This is a genomic window from Actinopolymorpha alba DSM 45243, assembly GCF_000373925.1.
Classification (GTDB): domain Bacteria; phylum Actinomycetota; class Actinomycetes; order Propionibacteriales; family Actinopolymorphaceae; genus Actinopolymorpha; species Actinopolymorpha alba.
This window is the reverse complement of the sequence record NZ_KB892757.1, coordinates 53,363-71,505: the sequence shown is the minus strand read 5'-3', so window position 1 is coordinate 71,505 and position 18,143 is coordinate 53,363. Positions and strand designations below refer to the sequence as shown.

General features: G+C 65.3%; 13 protein-coding genes. 4 read left to right on the top strand and 9 right to left on the bottom strand.

Features of this window, described 5'->3' with window-relative positions; genetic code table 11:
• Positions 1-14: 14 nt before the first annotated feature.
• From B141_RS0117915 to B141_RS41335, 8 genes are all read right to left on the bottom strand, one after another.
• Positions 15-1,442 carry a DUF5060 domain-containing protein gene (locus B141_RS0117915; RefSeq protein ID WP_020576559.1) on the bottom strand — a complete coding sequence of 476 codons (1,428 nt, stop codon included), beginning with the start codon at positions 1,440-1,442 and terminating at the stop codon, positions 15-17.
• Complete coding sequence (locus B141_RS0117910; protein ID WP_020576558.1) at positions 1,442-2,569, bottom strand: sialidase family protein; 1,128 nt, start codon at positions 2,567-2,569, stop codon at positions 1,442-1,444. The genes B141_RS0117915 and B141_RS0117910 overlap by 1 nt, the downstream gene beginning before the upstream one ends.
• A gap of 34 nt (positions 2,570-2,603) precedes the next feature.
• On the bottom strand, positions 2,604-3,665 hold the full coding sequence (locus tag B141_RS0117905) for an ABC transporter ATP-binding protein (protein WP_020576557.1): 1,062 nt from the start codon (positions 3,663-3,665) through the stop codon (positions 2,604-2,606).
• Positions 3,662-4,732 (bottom strand): ABC transporter ATP-binding protein, encoded by a 1,071-nt coding sequence (locus tag B141_RS0117900; protein ID WP_020576556.1) that lies wholly within the window; start codon positions 4,730-4,732, stop codon positions 3,662-3,664. Before B141_RS0117900 ends, B141_RS0117905 begins: the two co-directional genes overlap by 4 nt.
• Before the next feature lie 14 nt (positions 4,733-4,746).
• Positions 4,747-5,829 carry an ABC transporter permease gene (locus tag B141_RS0117895; protein WP_020576555.1) on the bottom strand — a complete coding sequence of 361 codons (1,083 nt, stop codon included), beginning with the start codon at positions 5,827-5,829 and terminating at the stop codon, positions 4,747-4,749.
• A 2-nt stretch (positions 5,830-5,831) separates the two neighbouring features.
• Positions 5,832-6,830, bottom strand: coding sequence for an ABC transporter permease (locus B141_RS0117890; protein WP_026257324.1), 999 nt, complete (start codon positions 6,828-6,830; stop codon positions 5,832-5,834).
• Between the two features lie 42 nt (positions 6,831-6,872).
• Positions 6,873-8,885: an ABC transporter substrate-binding protein gene (locus tag B141_RS0117885; protein WP_020576553.1), complete on the bottom strand. Its 2,013-nt coding sequence runs from the start codon at positions 8,883-8,885 to the stop codon at positions 6,873-6,875.
• Positions 8,886-8,953: 68 nt separating this feature from the next.
• Positions 8,954-9,892, bottom strand: a complete 939-nt coding sequence (locus B141_RS41335) for a dihydrodipicolinate synthase family protein (RefSeq protein WP_063828628.1) — start codon at positions 9,890-9,892, stop codon at positions 8,954-8,956.
• A 224-nt stretch (positions 9,893-10,116) separates the two neighbouring features.
• Between B141_RS41335 and B141_RS0117875 the strand changes: the two genes are divergently transcribed.
• The 4 genes from B141_RS0117875 to B141_RS0117860 all read left to right on the top strand — a co-directional run bounded on the left by B141_RS0117875 (position 10,117) and on the right by B141_RS0117860 (position 15,715).
• Entirely contained in the window at positions 10,117-10,851 is a 735-nt protein-coding gene (locus tag B141_RS0117875) for a GntR family transcriptional regulator (RefSeq protein ID WP_020576551.1), read from the top strand.
• Between the two features lie 171 nt (positions 10,852-11,022).
• Positions 11,023-12,699: a pectinesterase family protein gene (locus B141_RS0117870; protein WP_020576550.1), complete on the top strand. Its 1,677-nt coding sequence runs from the start codon at positions 11,023-11,025 to the stop codon at positions 12,697-12,699.
• Positions 12,666-13,763 carry a helix-turn-helix domain-containing protein gene (locus B141_RS0117865; protein WP_020576549.1) on the top strand — a complete coding sequence of 366 codons (1,098 nt, stop codon included), beginning with the start codon at positions 12,666-12,668 and terminating at the stop codon, positions 13,761-13,763. Before B141_RS0117870 ends, B141_RS0117865 begins: the two co-directional genes overlap by 34 nt.
• Before the next feature lie 11 nt (positions 13,764-13,774).
• Positions 13,775-15,715 carry a glycoside hydrolase family 127 protein gene (locus B141_RS0117860; RefSeq protein ID WP_020576548.1) on the top strand — a complete coding sequence of 647 codons (1,941 nt, stop codon included), beginning with the start codon at positions 13,775-13,777 and terminating at the stop codon, positions 15,713-15,715.
• A gap of 59 nt (positions 15,716-15,774) precedes the next feature.
• Here B141_RS0117860 and B141_RS41330 read toward each other — a convergent pair whose 3' ends face one another.
• Entirely contained in the window at positions 15,775-18,090 is a 2,316-nt protein-coding gene (locus B141_RS41330; RefSeq protein ID WP_020576547.1) for an Ig-like domain-containing protein, read from the bottom strand.
• Positions 18,091-18,143: the final 53 nt, after the last annotated feature.

Sequence of the window (18,143 nt, the reverse complement as noted above, 5' to 3'; positions counted from 1 at the left end):
CTGTCTCCTGTCGGTCAGAGCGACGACGCCGCACGGAAGCGCAGGGCCAGATACGGGCGGCCAGGAAGGTCAATCCGGCACCGACCGGAGTGAGTGCCCGCGGGTGTCACCGTCATTTCCCAGGCATCAATCAGGTCGACGTGGTAATCGACTCCGTCGGGCAACTCCACCTCGTGGTAGGCCTGCTGGCCGGCGCCGAGATAGTCGAGCAGGTAGGTGCCAAGGCGACGGGCCTCGATCCAGTCCGCCGGCGCCTCCTCCATGATCCGCCGCAGGAAGGCGATCCGCTCCGGGCTGTCGCCGTACAGCTCACCGCCCTTGGAGATCCAGGGACCGGACGGCCGGTCCGCGAAACACTCCCCATGCCCGACGTAGCCACCGGCCGCCATGCCCTGCCAGAACCGATGGGTCAACTCCTGACCGGTGATGTTTCCCCACCTGCGGGTGATGTCGCCCTCGTAGGAGATCTCGTCGATCACGACCGGTTTGGCGCAACTGGCCAGCCAGCTTTCGGTGAGGGCCGCGTCCCAGTGCTGGACGCTCTGGTGGGTGATCCACGGCTTGGTGAAGTCATACAGATGCGAGGAGAGGTACATTTTGGTGCCGTTGTGAATCGACCGGAGCCGTTGGTACGGATCGTGGTGCTGCACGAACCGCAGAAGGTGGTCCCAGTCCTCGATGCTCTTGAACGTGTTGAAGTCGTACTCGTTCGACAGTGACCACCAGACGTTGCGGTAGGCGCCAAGGCGGGCCAGGACATACCGCAGGAAGTACGTGTCTTCCTCGCGGGTCATGTTGTCGACACCCCAGTGACCCTTGTCGTAGGGGTGGAAGAGGATGAGGTCGGCCTCGATTCCCAATGCCAGCAGGTCATCGAGACGGCGTTCGACATGCGCGAAGAACGCTGGGTTGAACCTCGTCTTGTCAAGCTGGCCTGGCGTGTCTCCCTCGAACGCCAACAGAGGTGGTGTCATCCCCCCGGTGGGCAACAAGCACATCCGTACCTTGTTGAACGCCGAGCCCGCCAGTGCCTCCAGTGTGAGGCGCTCCTGGGTCTCCTCCATCGCATGGGTCCAGTGGTAGCACGTCGTGCCGAAGGGCAGGTAACGCGTGCCGTCGGCGTACCTGAAGTGGTACGTCCCGGCGACCTTGACCGGCCCGTGGTTCGTCGGCGTCGGCGCCGTGCACACGAACTCCCCACGCAACCCGTCGAGAGCGGGCGCGTTGCTGGACGTCACGAACCGCCACTCGCCCGGCTGGTCGGGCATGAATCTGAGGCGGTAGGTCCCGTCACCGTCGTAGAACCCATCGATCTCGACGATCCGGTTGCGGTACTGGAACCTCGCCGAGAGCCGCACCTCCTTGAACGGATTGCCGTCCGACGGCCCGGCGAACTCCCGCTCGAAGATGCCCCAGCGCTCGACCTCCAGGCGACCTGCCATCACCGCGTACCCTCCACAATCCAGTCCTCGGTGAGCGACACGTGCTTGATCGTCTTACGCAGATAGGAGAACGCGATCTGCAGCCGGCCGTCCGCGGTCTGGATGACGCACGGATAGGAATACCCCATCTCGTTTTCGCGATACTCAAGGTCTGCCATCTGGACGTTCCGGTGATACGGCCAGGTCCGGCCGCCGTCCTCCGAAAGCGCCAACGTCAGCGGCGTACGCACCGCCTTCTTGCGCGGGCTTTCCGCCGATCCGACCCAGCGAAACTGATCCCGCTCCAGGCTCGCGTCGTTGTAGATCAGGGCCAGCCGGCCACTGCGGAGGGCGGTGAGCTGGACGGCGGAGTTGTTGTTGGGAAGGCCGGTCCGCACCGGTGGCGTCCAGGTGCGTCCAAGGTCGGCCGACTCGCTGGCATAGATCCGGTCGGCCCGGCGACTCCGGAACACCGCCAGCAGCGTGCCGTCCCCCCGGTCGGGGGTGGGCCCTACGGGCGAAGCCCGCGGGGGCCGGAACGAACACCGTGCCGCGACACTCATCTGCACCTTGTATTCGGCGTCGGGAACGGCGTACTCCTGCCACGAACGCCCCTGGTCTTCGCTGATCTTCACCACACTGCGCTCGCCGGTGGGACGGCAGTAATAGCACGGGAGCAGCCAGCTGCCGTCGTCCAGGAGAAGTGGTGGATTCCGGAGGAAGATGCCGGGCTCCTTGAACAATATCTCCGGTTGGGTCCACGTCTCGCCGTTGTCGTCGGAGAACCTCACCACGACCCGGGCGGTCTTCTGGTTGTTCGGCGTGTTGGACGTGTGCAGGAACCACAGCCGCCCGTCGGGTCCCTTCGCGAGCACGGGATTCTGCTCGGAGCGGTCGGGATCACTCGCGAGCAGCACCGGCTCAGTCCACCGATCCGTGCCCTGACGCAGGCGCGACAGGACAACGTTGGTGCCCGGCTCGCCCTCCCCTGGCCCGTTGAACCACACGCACAGCAGGTCGCCGTTGTCCAACTCCACAAGGTTGGCGGCATGACTGTCGGGCTCGTAGAGCACCGGCAGCAGTGCCGTGCGTACCCCCGGATCCTCCTCCGACGCCGTGACGATGCCGTTGAACCGTTCGTCCTTCATCCGCTCTCCTCCTCAAGAATCGACGCGTCCACGCTCAACCGGCGGGGGTACGCGCGATCCCTCGCAAGCTGAGTTCTTCGGCGAAGTGGCACGCCGCCTGCCGACCCGGCAAGACCTCGCGGAGCGCCGGCACCTCCGCCTTGCACCGATCCTTCGCGTAGAAGCAGCGCGGGTGGAACGGACAGCCGGTCGGAACGTTCGATGGGTCCGCGACCTCACCGCCCAGGACGATCTGCTCCCGCCGGGCGGTGGGATCGGGATCGGGCACGGCGGACAACAATGCCTCGGTGTAAGGATGCAGGGGCCGGTGGTACAGCTCCTCCGTCGCGCCGACCTCCACCGCTTTGCCGACGTACATCACGACAACCTCGTCGGCCATGTACTCCACGACACCGAGATCGTGGGAGATGAAGAGGTACGTCAGTGCGGACTCCTGCTGTAGATCCTTGAGCAGGTTGAGGATCTGAGCCCGCACCGACACATCGAGCGCGCTCACCGCCTCGTCGGCCACCACGAGCCGTGGTTCGAGCGCGAGTGCGCGGGCGATACCGACGCGCTGCCGTTCGCCGCCGCTGAACGCGTTCGGATAGCGGCGCATGTACTCCGGTCGGAGGCCCACCCGGGTGAGCAACTGGGCCACTGTCTCCTCGATCTGGCCAGCTGACAAGGATCGGTTGACCTTGAGGGGTTCGCCGACGATCTGGAGGAGTGTCATCCGAGGGTTCAGCGAGGAGTACGGATCCTGGAAGATCATCCGTATCTGCCGGCGGTAGGGCTTCAACGCCTTCTCGCTGAGCCTCGCGAGGTCAGACACCGAGCCGTCCTCGCGACGGAAGAGGATCTCACCGCTGGTCGGCTCGTGCGCACGGAGGATGCAACGACCCAACGTGCTCTTGCCGCACCCGGACTCGCCCACCAAACCGACCGTCGTGCCACTCGGGACCCGCAGGCTCACGCCGTCGACGGCCTTGATGGTGCCGACCGTACGCCCGAACATCCCGCGGCGTACGGCGAAGTGCTTGGTCAGCCCGCGCGTCTCGAGCAGCACACCACTGTCAACCTTCGCTTGCTCCGTGTTCAGCTCCCTCGTGATCATGCGTTCCTCCCCTCCGCGCCGGGCGCGACCGCTCCCGCCCCGGCCGTCCCGTCGTACAGCAGGCAGCGCACCTCGCGACCGTCGTCCTGTCGCAGGAGTTCGGGCACCGTGAGATCGCACTTTCCAGCCATGAAGGAATCGCAGCGGGTGTGGAACGGGCATCCCGACGGCCGTTGGTACGGATGCGGAACCATCCCTCGCACCGGTGCGAGTCGCGCGCCCGCGGACAGCCCGAGCTTGGGCACTGACCGCAGGAGTGCCTGGGTGTACGGATGCAACGGCGAACGGAACGTCGACACGATGTCGCCACGCTCCACCACCACGCCGAGGTACATCACGGCCACCTGGTCCGCCATCTGCGCCGCGACCCCGAGGTCGTGGGTAATGAGCATGACGGCCATGCCGTACTCCTTCTGGAGCGTCCGCAGCAGCTGCAGGATCTGCGCCTGCGTCGTGACGTCCAGTGCGGTCGTCGGCTCGTCGGCGATGAGCAACTCCGGGTTGCATGACAGCGCCATCGCGATCATCGCCCGTTGCAGCATCCCACCGCTCAGCTGGAACGGATAGGAGTCGACCCGGACCTTCGGCGCCGGAATGCCGACCCGGCCGAGCAACTCGATGGTCCGCCGCCGCGCCGCCTGCTTTGTGACCTGCTCGTGGAGCAGGATCACCTCGGCGATCTGGTCGCCGATGGTGTGCATCGGCGACAGCGAGGTCATCGGCTCCTGGAAGACCATCGCGATGCGCTTGCCGCGTACCTCCCTGACCACCCGCCGGTCGGCGCGGACGAGATCGACCATCTCCGCCGCGCCGTCCGAGTTGCCGCCTTTGCCGGGTGGTCTGCGTACCCAGATCTCTCCATCCACGATCTGCGCGGGCCGGTCCACCAGCCGCAGGATCGAGCGGGCCATCATGCTCTTGCCGCACCCGGACTCTCCTACCACGGCGAGCGTTTCGCCCCGCCGGATCTCCAGGTCGGCTCCGTCGACCGCGCGGACCACACCGTCCTCGAGGAAGATGTGGGTCTTGAGTCCCTTGACCCGCAGGATCGTCTCGCCCGTAGCCACAGCCACTCCCTGCCTTATTTGTAAGGATCCGCGGAGTCGCGCAGACCGTCACCGACGAAGTTCATCGCGAGCACCGTGACGAAGATCGCGATGCCGGGAAAGAGCAGCCACGGTGCGGTCTCCAGGGCGCGGACGCTCTGGGCGTCCTGCAGGAGCACACCCCAACTCACCGCCGGCGACTGAAGCCCGAGCCCCAGGAAGCTCAACGACGTCTCGCCGAGGATCATCCCGGGGACAGCCATCGTCATCGACGCGATCATGTGGCTGGTGAACGACGGCACCATGTGCCGGAAGATGATCCGGCTCCTGCCGCACCCGTCGAGCCGCGCCGCCGTGACGAAGTCCTCCTCCCGCAGCGAGAGGAACCGTCCGCGGACGACGCGAGCCAGACCGGTCCATCCGATCACCGAGAGAATCACCGTGATCGCGAAGTAGCGCGTGAGCGGGCCCCATCCCGACGGTACTGCCGCGGAGAGTGACAGCCAGAGCGGTAACGTCGGTATCGCCATCAGGAACTCGATCAGCCGCTGGATCAGGGTGTCGGGGCCGCCGCCGTAATAGCCGGAGATCCCGCCAAGAAGCAGGCCGAGGACGAAACTCACCGCCACACCCACCAGGCCGATGGACAGCGAAACCCTTGCTCCGTAGATGATCCGGGACAGCATGTCGCGCCCCGCACGATCGGCGCCGAGCAGATAAACCGTCTCACCACGGTCGGTCGGACCGATCAGGTGACGATCCATCGGGATAAGTCCCCACAGGTGATACGGCTCGCCGCGGACGAAGAAGCCCATCGGAATACGGGCGGACTCGTCCACGGTGAAGAGCAGCTCGTAAGTTACCGGATCTCGCTTGGAACTGAGCCCGTGGACGTAGAGGCCGAAGCCTTCCTTCTCGTCGAAGACGTGCAGCCGCTGTGGCGGCGCATAGGCGAAGTTTTCGTTCTGGGCGCCAGTCGTGGTCGGCGCCAGGAACTCGGCGAACGCGGCGACGAAATAGATCAGGAGGACGATGAATGAGCCCACCATGGCCAGGCGGTGCTTCCGGAACCGTCGCCAGATCAACCGCCACTGCGAGGCGCCCCTGGTGTCCCGCATGTCTATCCTCCCTCATACCGGTGGCGGATCCGCGGATCCCACCACGCCAGCGCGAGGTCACTGAGAAGTGTGCCGATGACCGTGAGGGTGCTGAGGATCAGGATGAAGCTGCCGACGAGATACATGTCCTGGCTCAGGACCGCACCGAACAGCAGTGGGCCGGTCGTCGGCAGGCTCAGAACGATCGAGATGATCGTCTCGCCGCTGATGAGGCCCGGCAGCAGCCAACCGACCGTGCTGAAGAAGGGACTCAGGGACATCCGGACCGGATACTTCAGCAGCAGCTTCCATTCCGGAAGCCCCTTGGCGCGGGCCGTGACGACGTATGGCTTGTGGAGTTCGTCGAGCAGGTTCGCCCGGGTGATCCGGATGGTCCCGGCCGTCCCCGACATGCCGATGATGAGAATCGGCAGCCACAGATGGGACAGCAGGTCGAGGACCTTTCCGAAGTTCCACACGGCGTCCATGTATTCGCGTGAGAACAACCCACCTACGTCCTGCCCGAAGTACCTCATGCCGATGTACATGAACACCAACGCCAGCATGAACTCCGGGACCGCCATACCGACGAAGCCGAAGAACGTCGCCACATAGTCCCCGGCCGAATACTGGCGTACGGCCGAGAACACACCTATGGGAAAGGCCACCGCCCACACGAAGAGCAGCGTGCTCACGGACAGGAAGAACGACAGACCCACCTTGTCCCAGATGAGGGACGACACAGGTTTGTTCCAGGCGAACGACTCGCCGAAGTCACCGCGCACAAGGATGTTCGACATCCATTTGCCGTATTGCGCGATGAACGGCTGGTCGAGTCCGTAGCGCTCGCGCAGCTGAGCCAGTCGCTGCTGGTCGATCTCCTCGCCACGGCTCTCCGCCTGGGCTTGGAGCGTCGACACGTAGTCGCCCGGCGGGAGACCGATGATGAAGAAGGTGGTGATCGAGACGGCGGCCAGGGTCACGAGCATCAGCGCCACGCGACGCGTGATGTACGACAGCATCTCGACCACCCCTTCCCTTCGGCGTTTCTCACCGGCGCCGCACTACTCACTGATGAAGTACTGCTCGGGGTTGGTTGGACCGGGCGGCTTGTAGCCAACCGAGCCCGGCATCGATTCGGGAACGTTGTGGAAGGTGTTCTTGACGATGCCGTACGACTCAGGCGGGGTGCTGATACCGATGTAGTAGAACTGTTCGCGGGTGATCGCGAGGATCTCCTTGCCGAAGGCGATCGCCTCGTTCGCGTCGTACGTCGCCCGCATCTTGTCGAACAACTCCAACTGCTTCTTGACGGGCGCGGGTGGCTCCTCGCCCTCCTTGCCCTTGCTCACATACCAGTGCGCCCAGGTGCTCCCGTAGCGGGAGGCGCCGCGGGTGTTGGTCGGGACGTAGTAGTGGTTGGAGCCCTGCGTCGCCCGCACCTCGAAGCCGCCCGCGGTCCAGGTGGACACCTCCGCCTGGTTGGCCTCCACCCGCTCCCAGTACAACGTCTCGGCGACCCGCTGGATCTGCATCGTCACTCCGACGGCGTTCCAGTCGTTGCGGACAAGCTCCAGCGCGTCCACCTGGTCAGGCATCTCGGAGTTGACCAGGACGATGACCGTGACTGGCTTGTTGTCGGGACCCAGTCGTCGCTGCTGCCCGTCCTTCTCCGCGAAGCCGGCGCGGTCGAGATACTCGTTCGCCTTCGCCGTGCTGTACTCCGTGTACTGCGTGCCGAGCTCCTCGTCGGCGACGGCATCGTCCGGCAGCGGAGCGCACTGCCACGGCCGGCCCTGGCCGCCGTAGATCGAGTCGATGATCTTCTGCCGATTGATCGCGTACGAAAGACCGATCCGGAAGTCCTTGTTGCGGTAGAGCTCGCGCTTCTTGGGATCGGGGTGGGTCTGGTTGAAGCCGATCACCATGTTGTTGGGCCCGTCCGGACCGATCGTCACCAGCCGGTAGCCGCCCTTCTCGCGGTTCCGGGCGATGACTGGCTTGTTGCGCACGGTCCCGAAGTTGCGCATCTGCATGTCGAGCTCACCGTTGACGATCTTGAGGACCTCGACCTCGACGTCCAGCAGGATCTGACTCTGCAGCTTGTCGATGTACGGAAGCTGTCGGCCGTCGGCGTCGACCTTCCAGTAGTAAGGGTTCCGCTCGGCGACGACCGTGCTGCCCTCACCGATGGGTGTCACGACCTTCCAGGCATTGAGCGTCGGAAGGTCGGCGTTGCGCCAGGTGTCGCGCCGGGCGTCGAAGAGCTGCAGCCAGTCGTTCAGACCGGCCGTCTTGACCAGATCGTCGACCTGCGGGTTGTACTTCTTGTGGAACTCCTTCATGTAGTGCATCGGCAGGACCATCGCGATGCCGCTCGCGAGCTCGTTGAGGAAGCCCGGCTTGGGTTCTTCGAAGACGAAGCGGCAGGTGGTCTCGTCCACCTTCTCGAACTTCGCCGGACGTCCGGATGTCGGCGAGGTCCAGAGGCTGTAGAGGCCGTCTGGGTGCACCTCTTCGGAGACGTTGAAGTCCTCGTAGGTGAAGCGCAGATCCTCGATCGTGCACGGGGCGCCGTCCGACCACTTCAGGCCGTCACGCAGTTTGAACTGGAAGGCGCTGCCGCCGTCCTGCTCCTCGAACGCCGCCGCGACATTGGGCATGATCTCGTCGGTCCCCGGGGAGTGGGTGTACTTCGGGGTCCATCGCACCAACGGCTCATAGCCCGCGGTGTTCTCCAGCCAGGGGTAATCCTCCTGGGTGACCATGGCCGAGGTCCAGGTGCCGCCGTACACACCCGCGCGTTCGACTGGCTTCACGACCATGGGGGTCTTCGGTAAGCGCTTTTCCAGCGCCGGAAGCTCGCCCTTCTTGACCTTGGCTGCCAGGGCCGGCGCTTCCTTCGCGTTGCTGGCGCCCGCGCCCTTCCCGGGGTTGGCGCCTTCGCCCTTCTTCACGGCGTCGGTCTCGAAGAAGCTACAGCCGGCGAGCGAGAGGGCCACCAGGGCACCCATACCTCCCTTCAACATGTCGCGTCGGGCCAGGTGGGACGCCCGGAGCTGCTGGGGGTTCTTCATCTCCACTCCTCTCACCATGCTCACCCGACGGGACCAGCAGCGGCTGGATTCCGTCGTACGTTGACGACCTACGACACCGGTCGCTCCAGATGCAGGACGAGCGGAACCGCCTTGGACATCAGGAAGTCCTTCTCTGATTCGTCCAGCGGAGCGGACGGCGGCGCCGCGTCTGGGCCGTCGAGGTTCGCTGTCGCGGTGAGCACGAACTTGTAAACGCTGATGGTGTCCGCCCAACCCATGACGCGATGCGGGAGATTCAACGCCTCAATGAGGTCTTCCAACTCCTCCTGCATCGTGCGCAGCCGCACCCAGTCCCCCGAAAGGGCGGCGTTGTACATCGCGACCAGGTGTCTGGGCGTGAGATTGGCCAGTCCCGGCATTGCCCCAACTCCCCCGAGAAACAGGCCGAGGTCGGTCACACTGCCGCCACCGGTGAAACACCGAAGAGGCACATCGGTGTTCGCCGCGGCCCGCAACAGTTGGCGATACCAGGTCATGTCATTGGCACTGTCCTTGACGCCGATCACGGCGCCTTCGCGCGCGAGCTCGAGGATCGAGTCCACACTCAGACTGCTCCGGGTCATACGTGGTAGGTGGTACACGAGTACCGGGAATCCAACCGCGTCGGCGATTCTCCGGTAGTGGTCGCGCAGCTCCGCCTGCGTGAACACGCCGTAGTAAGGCGGAATCACTGACAGGTGGTTGGCACCAGCGTCGACGGCCGCACGGGCGTGCGCGATCACCCGTGCCGTTGCCGTGTCTCCAACATGCGCCACGACGGGCACCGAAGCGCCGGCCGCCTTCGCGGTCGTCCGGACAGCGGCGGTCCGCTGGTCGGGATCAAGGGCGTGGAACTCTCCCGTCGAGCCGTTCACCCAGAAACCATGAACGCCCGCATCGAGCAGGTGGCTCACATGCCGCTCAAGTGACGCGCCATCCAGCCCACCGTCGGGCTTCATGGGCGTCACCACGGGAGGAATGATGCCGTGAAGACGTTGATCAGACATGTGCACTCCAGGTGCATGCCAGAGGAATGCCACGATTCTGTGATCGACCTGTAGCAGAGTCAACCCTGTGTTTCGGCCGGTTCCGTCCAGCTGCGAAATGCCGCGTGATTATCGGCATCCCCTGACACTGACGAGCAGCACAGACCGGCATACCATGAGCCCGAACCAGGCTTACCTCGCCGATTCGAGGTCGTCGGCGCAGCACGACCGAACTGGAGAGACGAATGAGCACACGCAGATCCACCGGCGACTCCGCCCGGACACCCGCGGCGTCCACCGAACCCTCTCCGGACAACGACAGCCTCGAGGCCCGCGCCCACCGTGCCCTCGTGGAGTGGTTGACCCGCGAGCACCCGCAGCCGGGTCAGCCGGTGCCGGTCAGGGAGTTCGCGCGCCGACTTGGCATGAGCCGGACACCTGTACGCAGTGCCGTCGGCCGGCTCCGCGAGCGCGGCCTGCTCGCCCACGATCCGGTCGCCGGCTTCACGGTCGCGATTCCCTCACTCAGCAGCCTGTACGAGCTGTTCGAACTCCGCCTGATGATCGAGTCCCACAGCCTGCGCGTCTTCGCCGAGCGGCCGGATCTCAAGCCGCCGGCGGTTCTGCGCGAGCTCGTCGAGGAAGCCGAGAAGCTTGCGCCCGTTGCCATCCAGGACCCCGACCGATACATCGACTTCCGTCACAACGACGGGCGGTTCCACCGCGCTCTGGTCGAGCTCGCCGGACTTCCGAAGCTGCTGGCGTTGTACGACGACCTCCACCTGAGCATCCACGTCACCCGCGCCGGCATGGAGGCGCCGCTGACCCCCACCCGGCTCGACAGCGCGGTCGCCGAGCACCAGGCGATCGTCGATGCGCTTGAGAGCGGCGAACGCGAACGCGCCCGATCCCTTCTCGAGGCGCACATCCTTCGCGTCCGTGACCAGACCATCGTCTTCATGTCCCGTCCGCGCCTCTGAGTCCCCGACGCCCCACCTCTGAGTCGCCCTGGCTCGTCGTGGGTGGAATGCGGGCGGCATGCCAGCTATTGTTAACGCCGGCCGGAAAGCCCTTTCACGCGCGACGCCGCGCGGGCTTCATCGCCGTCGTCGTTTCCTCAGGTCGACCTTCGACGAGCCGAGGTGCGTCCCATGAACGTCGATCCGTGGCTCGAGCCCCAGACCGGAGCGACCGGGGTGTGTGTCGACACACCCCTACGACTCGCCTTCGGGGACATTCCGCGAATCGGTGCCCGTGGCCTCATCGAGGTCCACAGCGCGGACGGCTCACTCGTCGACCGGATCGACCTCGCCGATCCCCGCGCGTATCGGCGTACGGTCGGTGGGGCACGGTCGGACGCGGGCGTCCCGCACGAGTTCCACTACTTCCCCGTCATCGTCAACGGCACCACGGCGACGATCTATTTGCATCAGCAGCTCGCCTACGACACCAACTACCAGATCACCATCGACCCCGAGGTGTTCGATGGCTTCCCCGGCCTGCGGCGCGGCACCTGGTGCTTCACGACCAGGTCCTCCCCTCCCCCGACAGACGCCCGCCGGCTCCTCGTCGCGGCCGACGGCGCAGGCGATTTCAGTACCCTGCAAGGCGCGCTTGACTTCGTGCCGGAGGGCAACTCCGAGGAATTCCTCATCGATGTCGCGCCCGGCATCTACACCGAGATCAACTACGTCGGACCAGAGAAACCGTTCATCACCGTGCGGGGCCACGACCGGACTCGCACAGTCATCCAGTACGCCAACAACAACGTCCTCAACGGCCAGCCCTCCGAGAGTCGCTGTCCCAGGCGGCGCCTCGACAAGCCAGATCTCTACAACTGTTGGCGGGCGAACTTCGGCGTCGAGGCCTCCGACTTCACCCTCGAGAACCTCACCCTGCGCAACACGACTCCTGACGGGGGTTCGCAGGCCGAAGCTTTCCGGGCGAACGCCGACCGGGTCCTCCTCAACCGCGTCACCCTCATCAGCCGCCAGGACACCGTTCGTCTCCAGGGCAGCTGTCTTGTCACCAACAGCTCGATCGAGGGAGATGTCGACTTCATCTGGGGCGTCGGCGGCGTCTTTGTCCAGGAGTCCAACCTCACCGCACTCGGCGCCGGCTATTACACGCAGATCCGTAACGACGACACGCTTCCTGGCAACGTCTTTGTCCGAAACCGGCTCACCCGTGCGGACGACGTTCCCGACGAGTCGGTCTACCTCGGCCGGATCGCCACCGAAGTCTTTCCGCACAGCCAGGTCATCTTCATCGACACGATAATGGACCGCCATATTCATCGACACGGCTGGCACATCACGCCCGACGACTGCACGCGGGCGCAGCAGGTGAGGTTCTGGGAGTACCACAGTGTCGATCTCGACGGTATGCCCGTCGACGTCCGCCACCGGCTCGCCTGTGCTCGTCAACTCACCAGCTCCGAGGCCGCGTACTGGAGCGACCCCGCCGTCGTGCTCGGCGGCTGGGTACCCGTCACGGTCAACGCGTCACCACAGCACGACCGGGATGAGTCAGCGATCCGGGTCAACTGGACCGCGCCGCCCGGACACTCCAGCCAGGACTGGATCAGGCTCTACCAGGCCGGCATCCCCGGCGCGGAGTGCCTGGCGCGGCAGCTGGTCGGCTCGGAGCACACGACCGGCGCGACAACGTTCCAGCTTCCGGACGTGGCTGGCGACTACGAGTTTCGCTACGTCCCTGACCACGCCACGCCTGCGCCATGGGGTGGTGCAACGAGCAATGTGGTGAGGACTCGCGACCAGGAAAGGACCCGCGCATGGGCGGAGTTCGACGGCCACTGCGGCCGGTAGCCCCCGTCAACCACACCATCCCGGCCGCGCAGTCCGAGCTCTACAACACCCTGCCGGCCGAGGCGATCGGCGTCGATGTCGAACGCCTGATCACCGTCACCACAATGGCGGAGGTCGAGAAACGACGGGCCCAGCTGATCGACTACATCTGGAAGGGCCACGGCCTGCCAGCGCAGCAACCACATGTGGTCAGCGGCATCGACGAGCCCGACCTCACCGAACTCCGGCGAGGCCGCGTCGACCGGCTCGTCGTCCCGCTGGCATACCAGGTGGTCTCGACGTCCTATCTGGTCTGGCCGTCAGGTGAGGCCAACGGCCGATTCGCGATTTACCACACCAGCCACGGCAATCCCCACGCCCCGCCCTATGGCACGGCGATGCTGCGAGCCACGCAGGCGTTGCTTGACAGGGGGTACGCCGTGGTGGTGGTCGACATGCCGTTCCTTGGCTGGAACGCGCAACCGATCGCGAGCCCCGACGATCCGTCCCGGCTGGTCTGGCCGCAGTCGCACCGTATCCATGAAATCCTCGCGGAGTACGAATCGCCGGACTTCTCCGCCCTCAGCATCTTCCTCGAGCCCTTGGCAGTCATCGTCAATCACCTCTCCACCGTGGCCGAACCCTCGGTCGTGGCGATGGTGGGGCTCTCCGGTGGCGCCTGGGCCACGACGGTGTACGCGCTCGATCCGCGTATCACCGCGAGCTTTCCGGTGGCCGGATCCTGGCCGTTCTATCTGCGGACGTTTCCCGCTCACAAACCCAACCACGGCGACTGGGAGCAGCGCCGTGACGCGCTGCCGGAGTTCTACGCCCTCGCTGGTTATCTCGACCTTTATGTGATGGGCGCGGCCGGCATCGGACGCCGCCAACTGCAGATCCTCAACAGATTCGACCCAGTGTGCTTTCAGGGTGTGCCGCACCGCAGCTATGCGCCAGTCGTCGAGCACCAGGTGGCGCTCCTCGGTGCGGGCCGCTGGGGCCTGCTCGACGACGCGACCCACGACCAGCACACCGTCTCGCCGTACGCCGTGTCCGTCCTCATGTGGGACCTTGAAGAATCGTAGGAGACGATGCCATGCCGACCACCCAGCAGCACGTGCTCGCCCAGGCCGGCGGTCCGGCCGTCCCGTCAACCGCTTCCTGCGCTCGACACCTCCCCCTGGAACACGGCGATGCCACGGTCGCCTCCGGCCTGTGGGCGCACTGGCAGCGGGTCAACCAGGCCGCCAGCATTCCGCTGGGCCTGCGGAAGCTCGACGAAGCGGGCAACCTCCGCAACCTCCAGATCGCGGCAGGCGAGGCCACCGGCACCTACCGCGGGCCGGTCTACATGGATTCCGACGTCTACAAGATGCTGGAGACGGCCGCCTGGGAGCTTGGCCGGCATCGCGACGACGCGTTGGAGGCGTTCCTCGTCGAGACGACCGCACTGCTCGAGCGCGCCCAACAAGAGGACGGCTACCTCAACTCCCACTACCAGGTCGCCGAACCCGGCCGGCGCTATACCCGCCTCGAGAACAGCCACGAGCTCTACTGCGCGGGGCACCTCATGCAGGCCGCGACCGCCGCCGCGCGCTGCTTCGGCGACGAACGCCTGCTCGGGGTGGCCCGGCGGTTCGCCGACCATCTCGTCAAGGTCTACTTGCACGGCGACCCGCCAGGCCTTGACGGTCACCCACAGGTGGAGACCGCGCTGGTCGAGTTGTTCCGGCTCACCGGCGAGCAGTCGTATCTGGAACTCGCGAAGCGGCACGTCGACGACCGCGGCCGAGGCCTTGCCGGTCACAGCAGGCGTGGATCGGAGTATTTCCAGGACCACGCTCCAGTGCGTGACGCCCCCATCATCGTGGGGCACGCCGTACGCGCGCTCTATCTGGAAGCGGGCATCGTCGACGTCTACCTCGAGACCGGCGACGAATCCCTGCTGGCAGCGTCCGAACGCCGCTGGGATGACATGGTCGCCGCGAGGACCGCGCTCACCGGCGGGCACGGCACGCGACTGCTCGGTGAGGCGTTCGGAGAGCGCTACGAACTCCCGCCCGATCTGGCGTACAACGAGACGTGCGCGGCGGTCGCGAGCATCCACTGGGCCTGGCGCCTCCTCCTCGCGACCGGGAACGGCCGCTACGCCGACCTCATCGAACGCACTCTCTACAACGGTTTCGCCGCGGCCACGTCAGCGGACGGTCTGAGGTTCTTCAAGGGCAATCCCCTGCAGCGCCGCCGGGACCACGTCACGTTCGAGGAGCCGCTCCGGCGTCGGGGGTGGTTCTTCTCAGCCTGCTGCCCACCCAATGTCACCCGGCTGGTCTCCTCGCTCCAGCACTACGTGGCAACGACAACGGCGGAAGGCCTCTACGTCCATCAGTACACCGCAGGCACGCTCGCGACCCGGCGCCGAGGTGGTGTGCTGGAGTTCGACGTCCAAACCGACTATCCCTGGGACGGAGCGATCGTCCTCACCGTACGCCAGGCACCGGAGGAGGAGGTCGTGCTCGGCCTGCGGATTCCCCCGTGGAGCGCGACCACCCGTCTCCTCATCGGTGCCGAGGAACATCTCGTCGAGCCCAACCCGGATGGCTACCTGACCCTCAAACGGGCCTGGCGGCAAGGTGAGGTTGTCACGCTCCATCTCGATATGAACCCCCGGCTGACGTATCCGCACCCGCGGGTCGACGCTCTGCGAGGCTGCGTCGCGCTTGAGCGTGGTCCCCTGGTGTACTGCTTCGAGCAGCAGGACCAGCAAGCCGGCATTGACATCGACACCCTCACCCTGGCACCGGGCGCCGACCTCGAGGTCGTCCATCGCCCAGACCTGCCGGGGATCGGCCGTACCGTCACGATCGGGGCCGGCATACGCACCAGCTCCCTGCCTCATTCCGAGGGCCTGCCGTATTTCCCGCGTCCTCCAGAGACCGTCGAAACCGCGACGCAGGCGGTTGCCATCCCCTACTTCCAATGGGACAACCGCGACGACTGTGCGATGCGGCTCTGGGTACCAGCCGCCCAGTCCTGACCCGGTGGAGGCCGGGCCCCGCGGATGCGCCGGGCCCGGCCTCCTCGTGGTTTCCCCGGCTAGTACCGGATACGCACCTGGCTGAACTTCGCCGTGGAGTAGTAGGCCACGTCGTTGTCCTGCTTGTTGCCATCCACCGCGAGCCCGACGTGGATCTTGTCCGGCATGTCGATGCGCTCGTAGCCGATCCGCGTCCACTGGAGCGAGTCCGAGGACAGCTCGGCGGACAGTTCGAAGCCCCGCTTGGTGACCCTGATGTAGTAGGGCTTCTTGCTCAGAAGACTGTCGTCCCAGGGATACGGACTGATGCTCACCTCGTTTCCGTAGCGCGCGATCCGGCTCACATGGCCCTTGAGGCTGCCACCTTCGATGATGATCCCGGCCGCGAAGTACGGCGAATCTGGGGTGAGATTCTCGCGGAGCATGACACCGGCGAAGTTGCCTTCGTAGACCCGGCTCAGGCTGTCGATCTTGACGTAGATCTCCACGATGTCGTCGCTGGAGACGGTGATCGGCTGGTAGACGTAGAAGAACGAAGCCGACCGGCCCTTGATCTTGCCCGATCCCCTGACCGTGAAGACGTTGTTGACCAGCGAGACCGCGCCCGGGACCGGCACGTTCCCGATGTCACGCGCCTGCCACGGTGTGACCGCGGTTGTGGCGTTGACGTGGACAGGCACGCAACTGGAGGTGGTGGAACTCCCCACGCTGTCGGTGGCCCGCGCGGTCAGGAAATGCGTACCGGCGGGTGCGTTCGGCCAGACGAACGAATAGGGAGCGGCCGTCGACTCACCGAGTTTCTGGTCACCGGCATAGAACTCCACCTTGGTGATGTTCACGCCTTTGTCCGCGGCCGCCGCCGCCTCGATGGTGATCTCCTGCGTGGGGTTCTGGGTGGCGAACACCTGGTCGATCCGAGGCCGGGTCACTTTGACGGTGGGATTGCCCGTCGAGACGGCCGGACCGATGGAGTTCAGATAGACCTCCAGGTTTGTGTAACCGTTGTTGCCGCCTTTCACCTCGCTGCCATCGGCGGGATTCGCTGGATCCAGCTTGTGCGCGATCTCCCAGTCGTCCGGCATCCCGTCGTGGTCTGTGTCGACCGGTGGCTCGGCAGTCGGAATCGGCGGCCAGCCACCGACTTCCTTCTGCGAGTTGATCATGCGGCCCGTGCCGGTGCGGACCTCGTTGATCAAACGGGCGTCGACCGCATCGCGGCGCGGGAGGATGGCACCCACGTTGTTGAGAACCGACTCGTAGGCTTGTTGAGCGGACTGCGCGGTGATCTCGTTCGGGAACTTCATGGGGTCAGACAGCAGGGTGATCCCGCCCACCGTCTCCTCGATCCCGAGACGGTTGTCGGCGGTCACGTCCGGATGTCCCTCGACGACGTTCCCGTCGACGTACCACTGGCCCAAACGACCCGGTGCGACGATCACGGGTGCGATATCTGACAATGTGTTGGGCCCGGGCTTGTAGTAGTTGTCGCGAAGATGAACGCCGTTGGCCCACTCGCCGCCGTAGCACGAGGTGTATCCATGGTTGTAGATGATGTTGTTGCGGTGGTCGACAAAGAGCATCATGTCTTCGGTGAAACTGAACCTCGGGTTGCGACCGCCCTGGTGGATCAGGAGGTTGTGGTGGTAGGTGACGTTGTCGCCGCCCCACAATCCGCCAAAGCCATGCAAACCCTTGTCGTGCACCGACTGGGCCAGGCCTTCGGAGATGATGCACCACTGGATAGTGACGTTGGTGTTGCCGTACGGCGAACAGGTCTCGTCGACACCCCAGCTCATCGAGCAGTGGTCGATGATCACGCCGTTGCGGCCCCGGAAGCCAAACGTGTCGATCGGTGTGCCGAGCGGGTCTCCGCCGCGAAACCTCAGGTAGCGGACAATGACGTTGTCACCTTTGATCTGGAACTCGTTCTGGTTGACGCTGATCCCGTAACCCGGCGCCGTCTGGCCGGCGATGGTGATGTTGGACCCGAGGACATCGAGCCCGCCATTGATGTCGATGTTGCCCGACACCCGGAAAACGACGGTGCGGTTGTCGGTCGAAACCGCGTCCCGCAAGGACCCTGGACCTGAGTCGTTGAGGTTCGTGACCTCATAGACCTCGCAACCCCGACCGCCGGTGACGTACTTGCCACCACCTTCGGCACCAGGGAAGGCAGGGATCGTACCCGTCAGCGCAGTCGCCTTACGCAATGGTTTGGACAATGGCTTCGACGTCGGGCCGGGTGGCTCGGCCAAGGCCGGTGTCACCTGCCCGGCGACGAGCATCGCGGCCGGGCTCACCAGTGCACTGGACTTGACGAAGTTACGCCGGGTCATTCCCTGCGGTTGGTCCTCCTGCTGTGCGGTCCCAGTCATCCTGGGCTCCTTTCGTGCACCTCAGCACTGTTGAAGAAGTCCGTGCTTCCTGC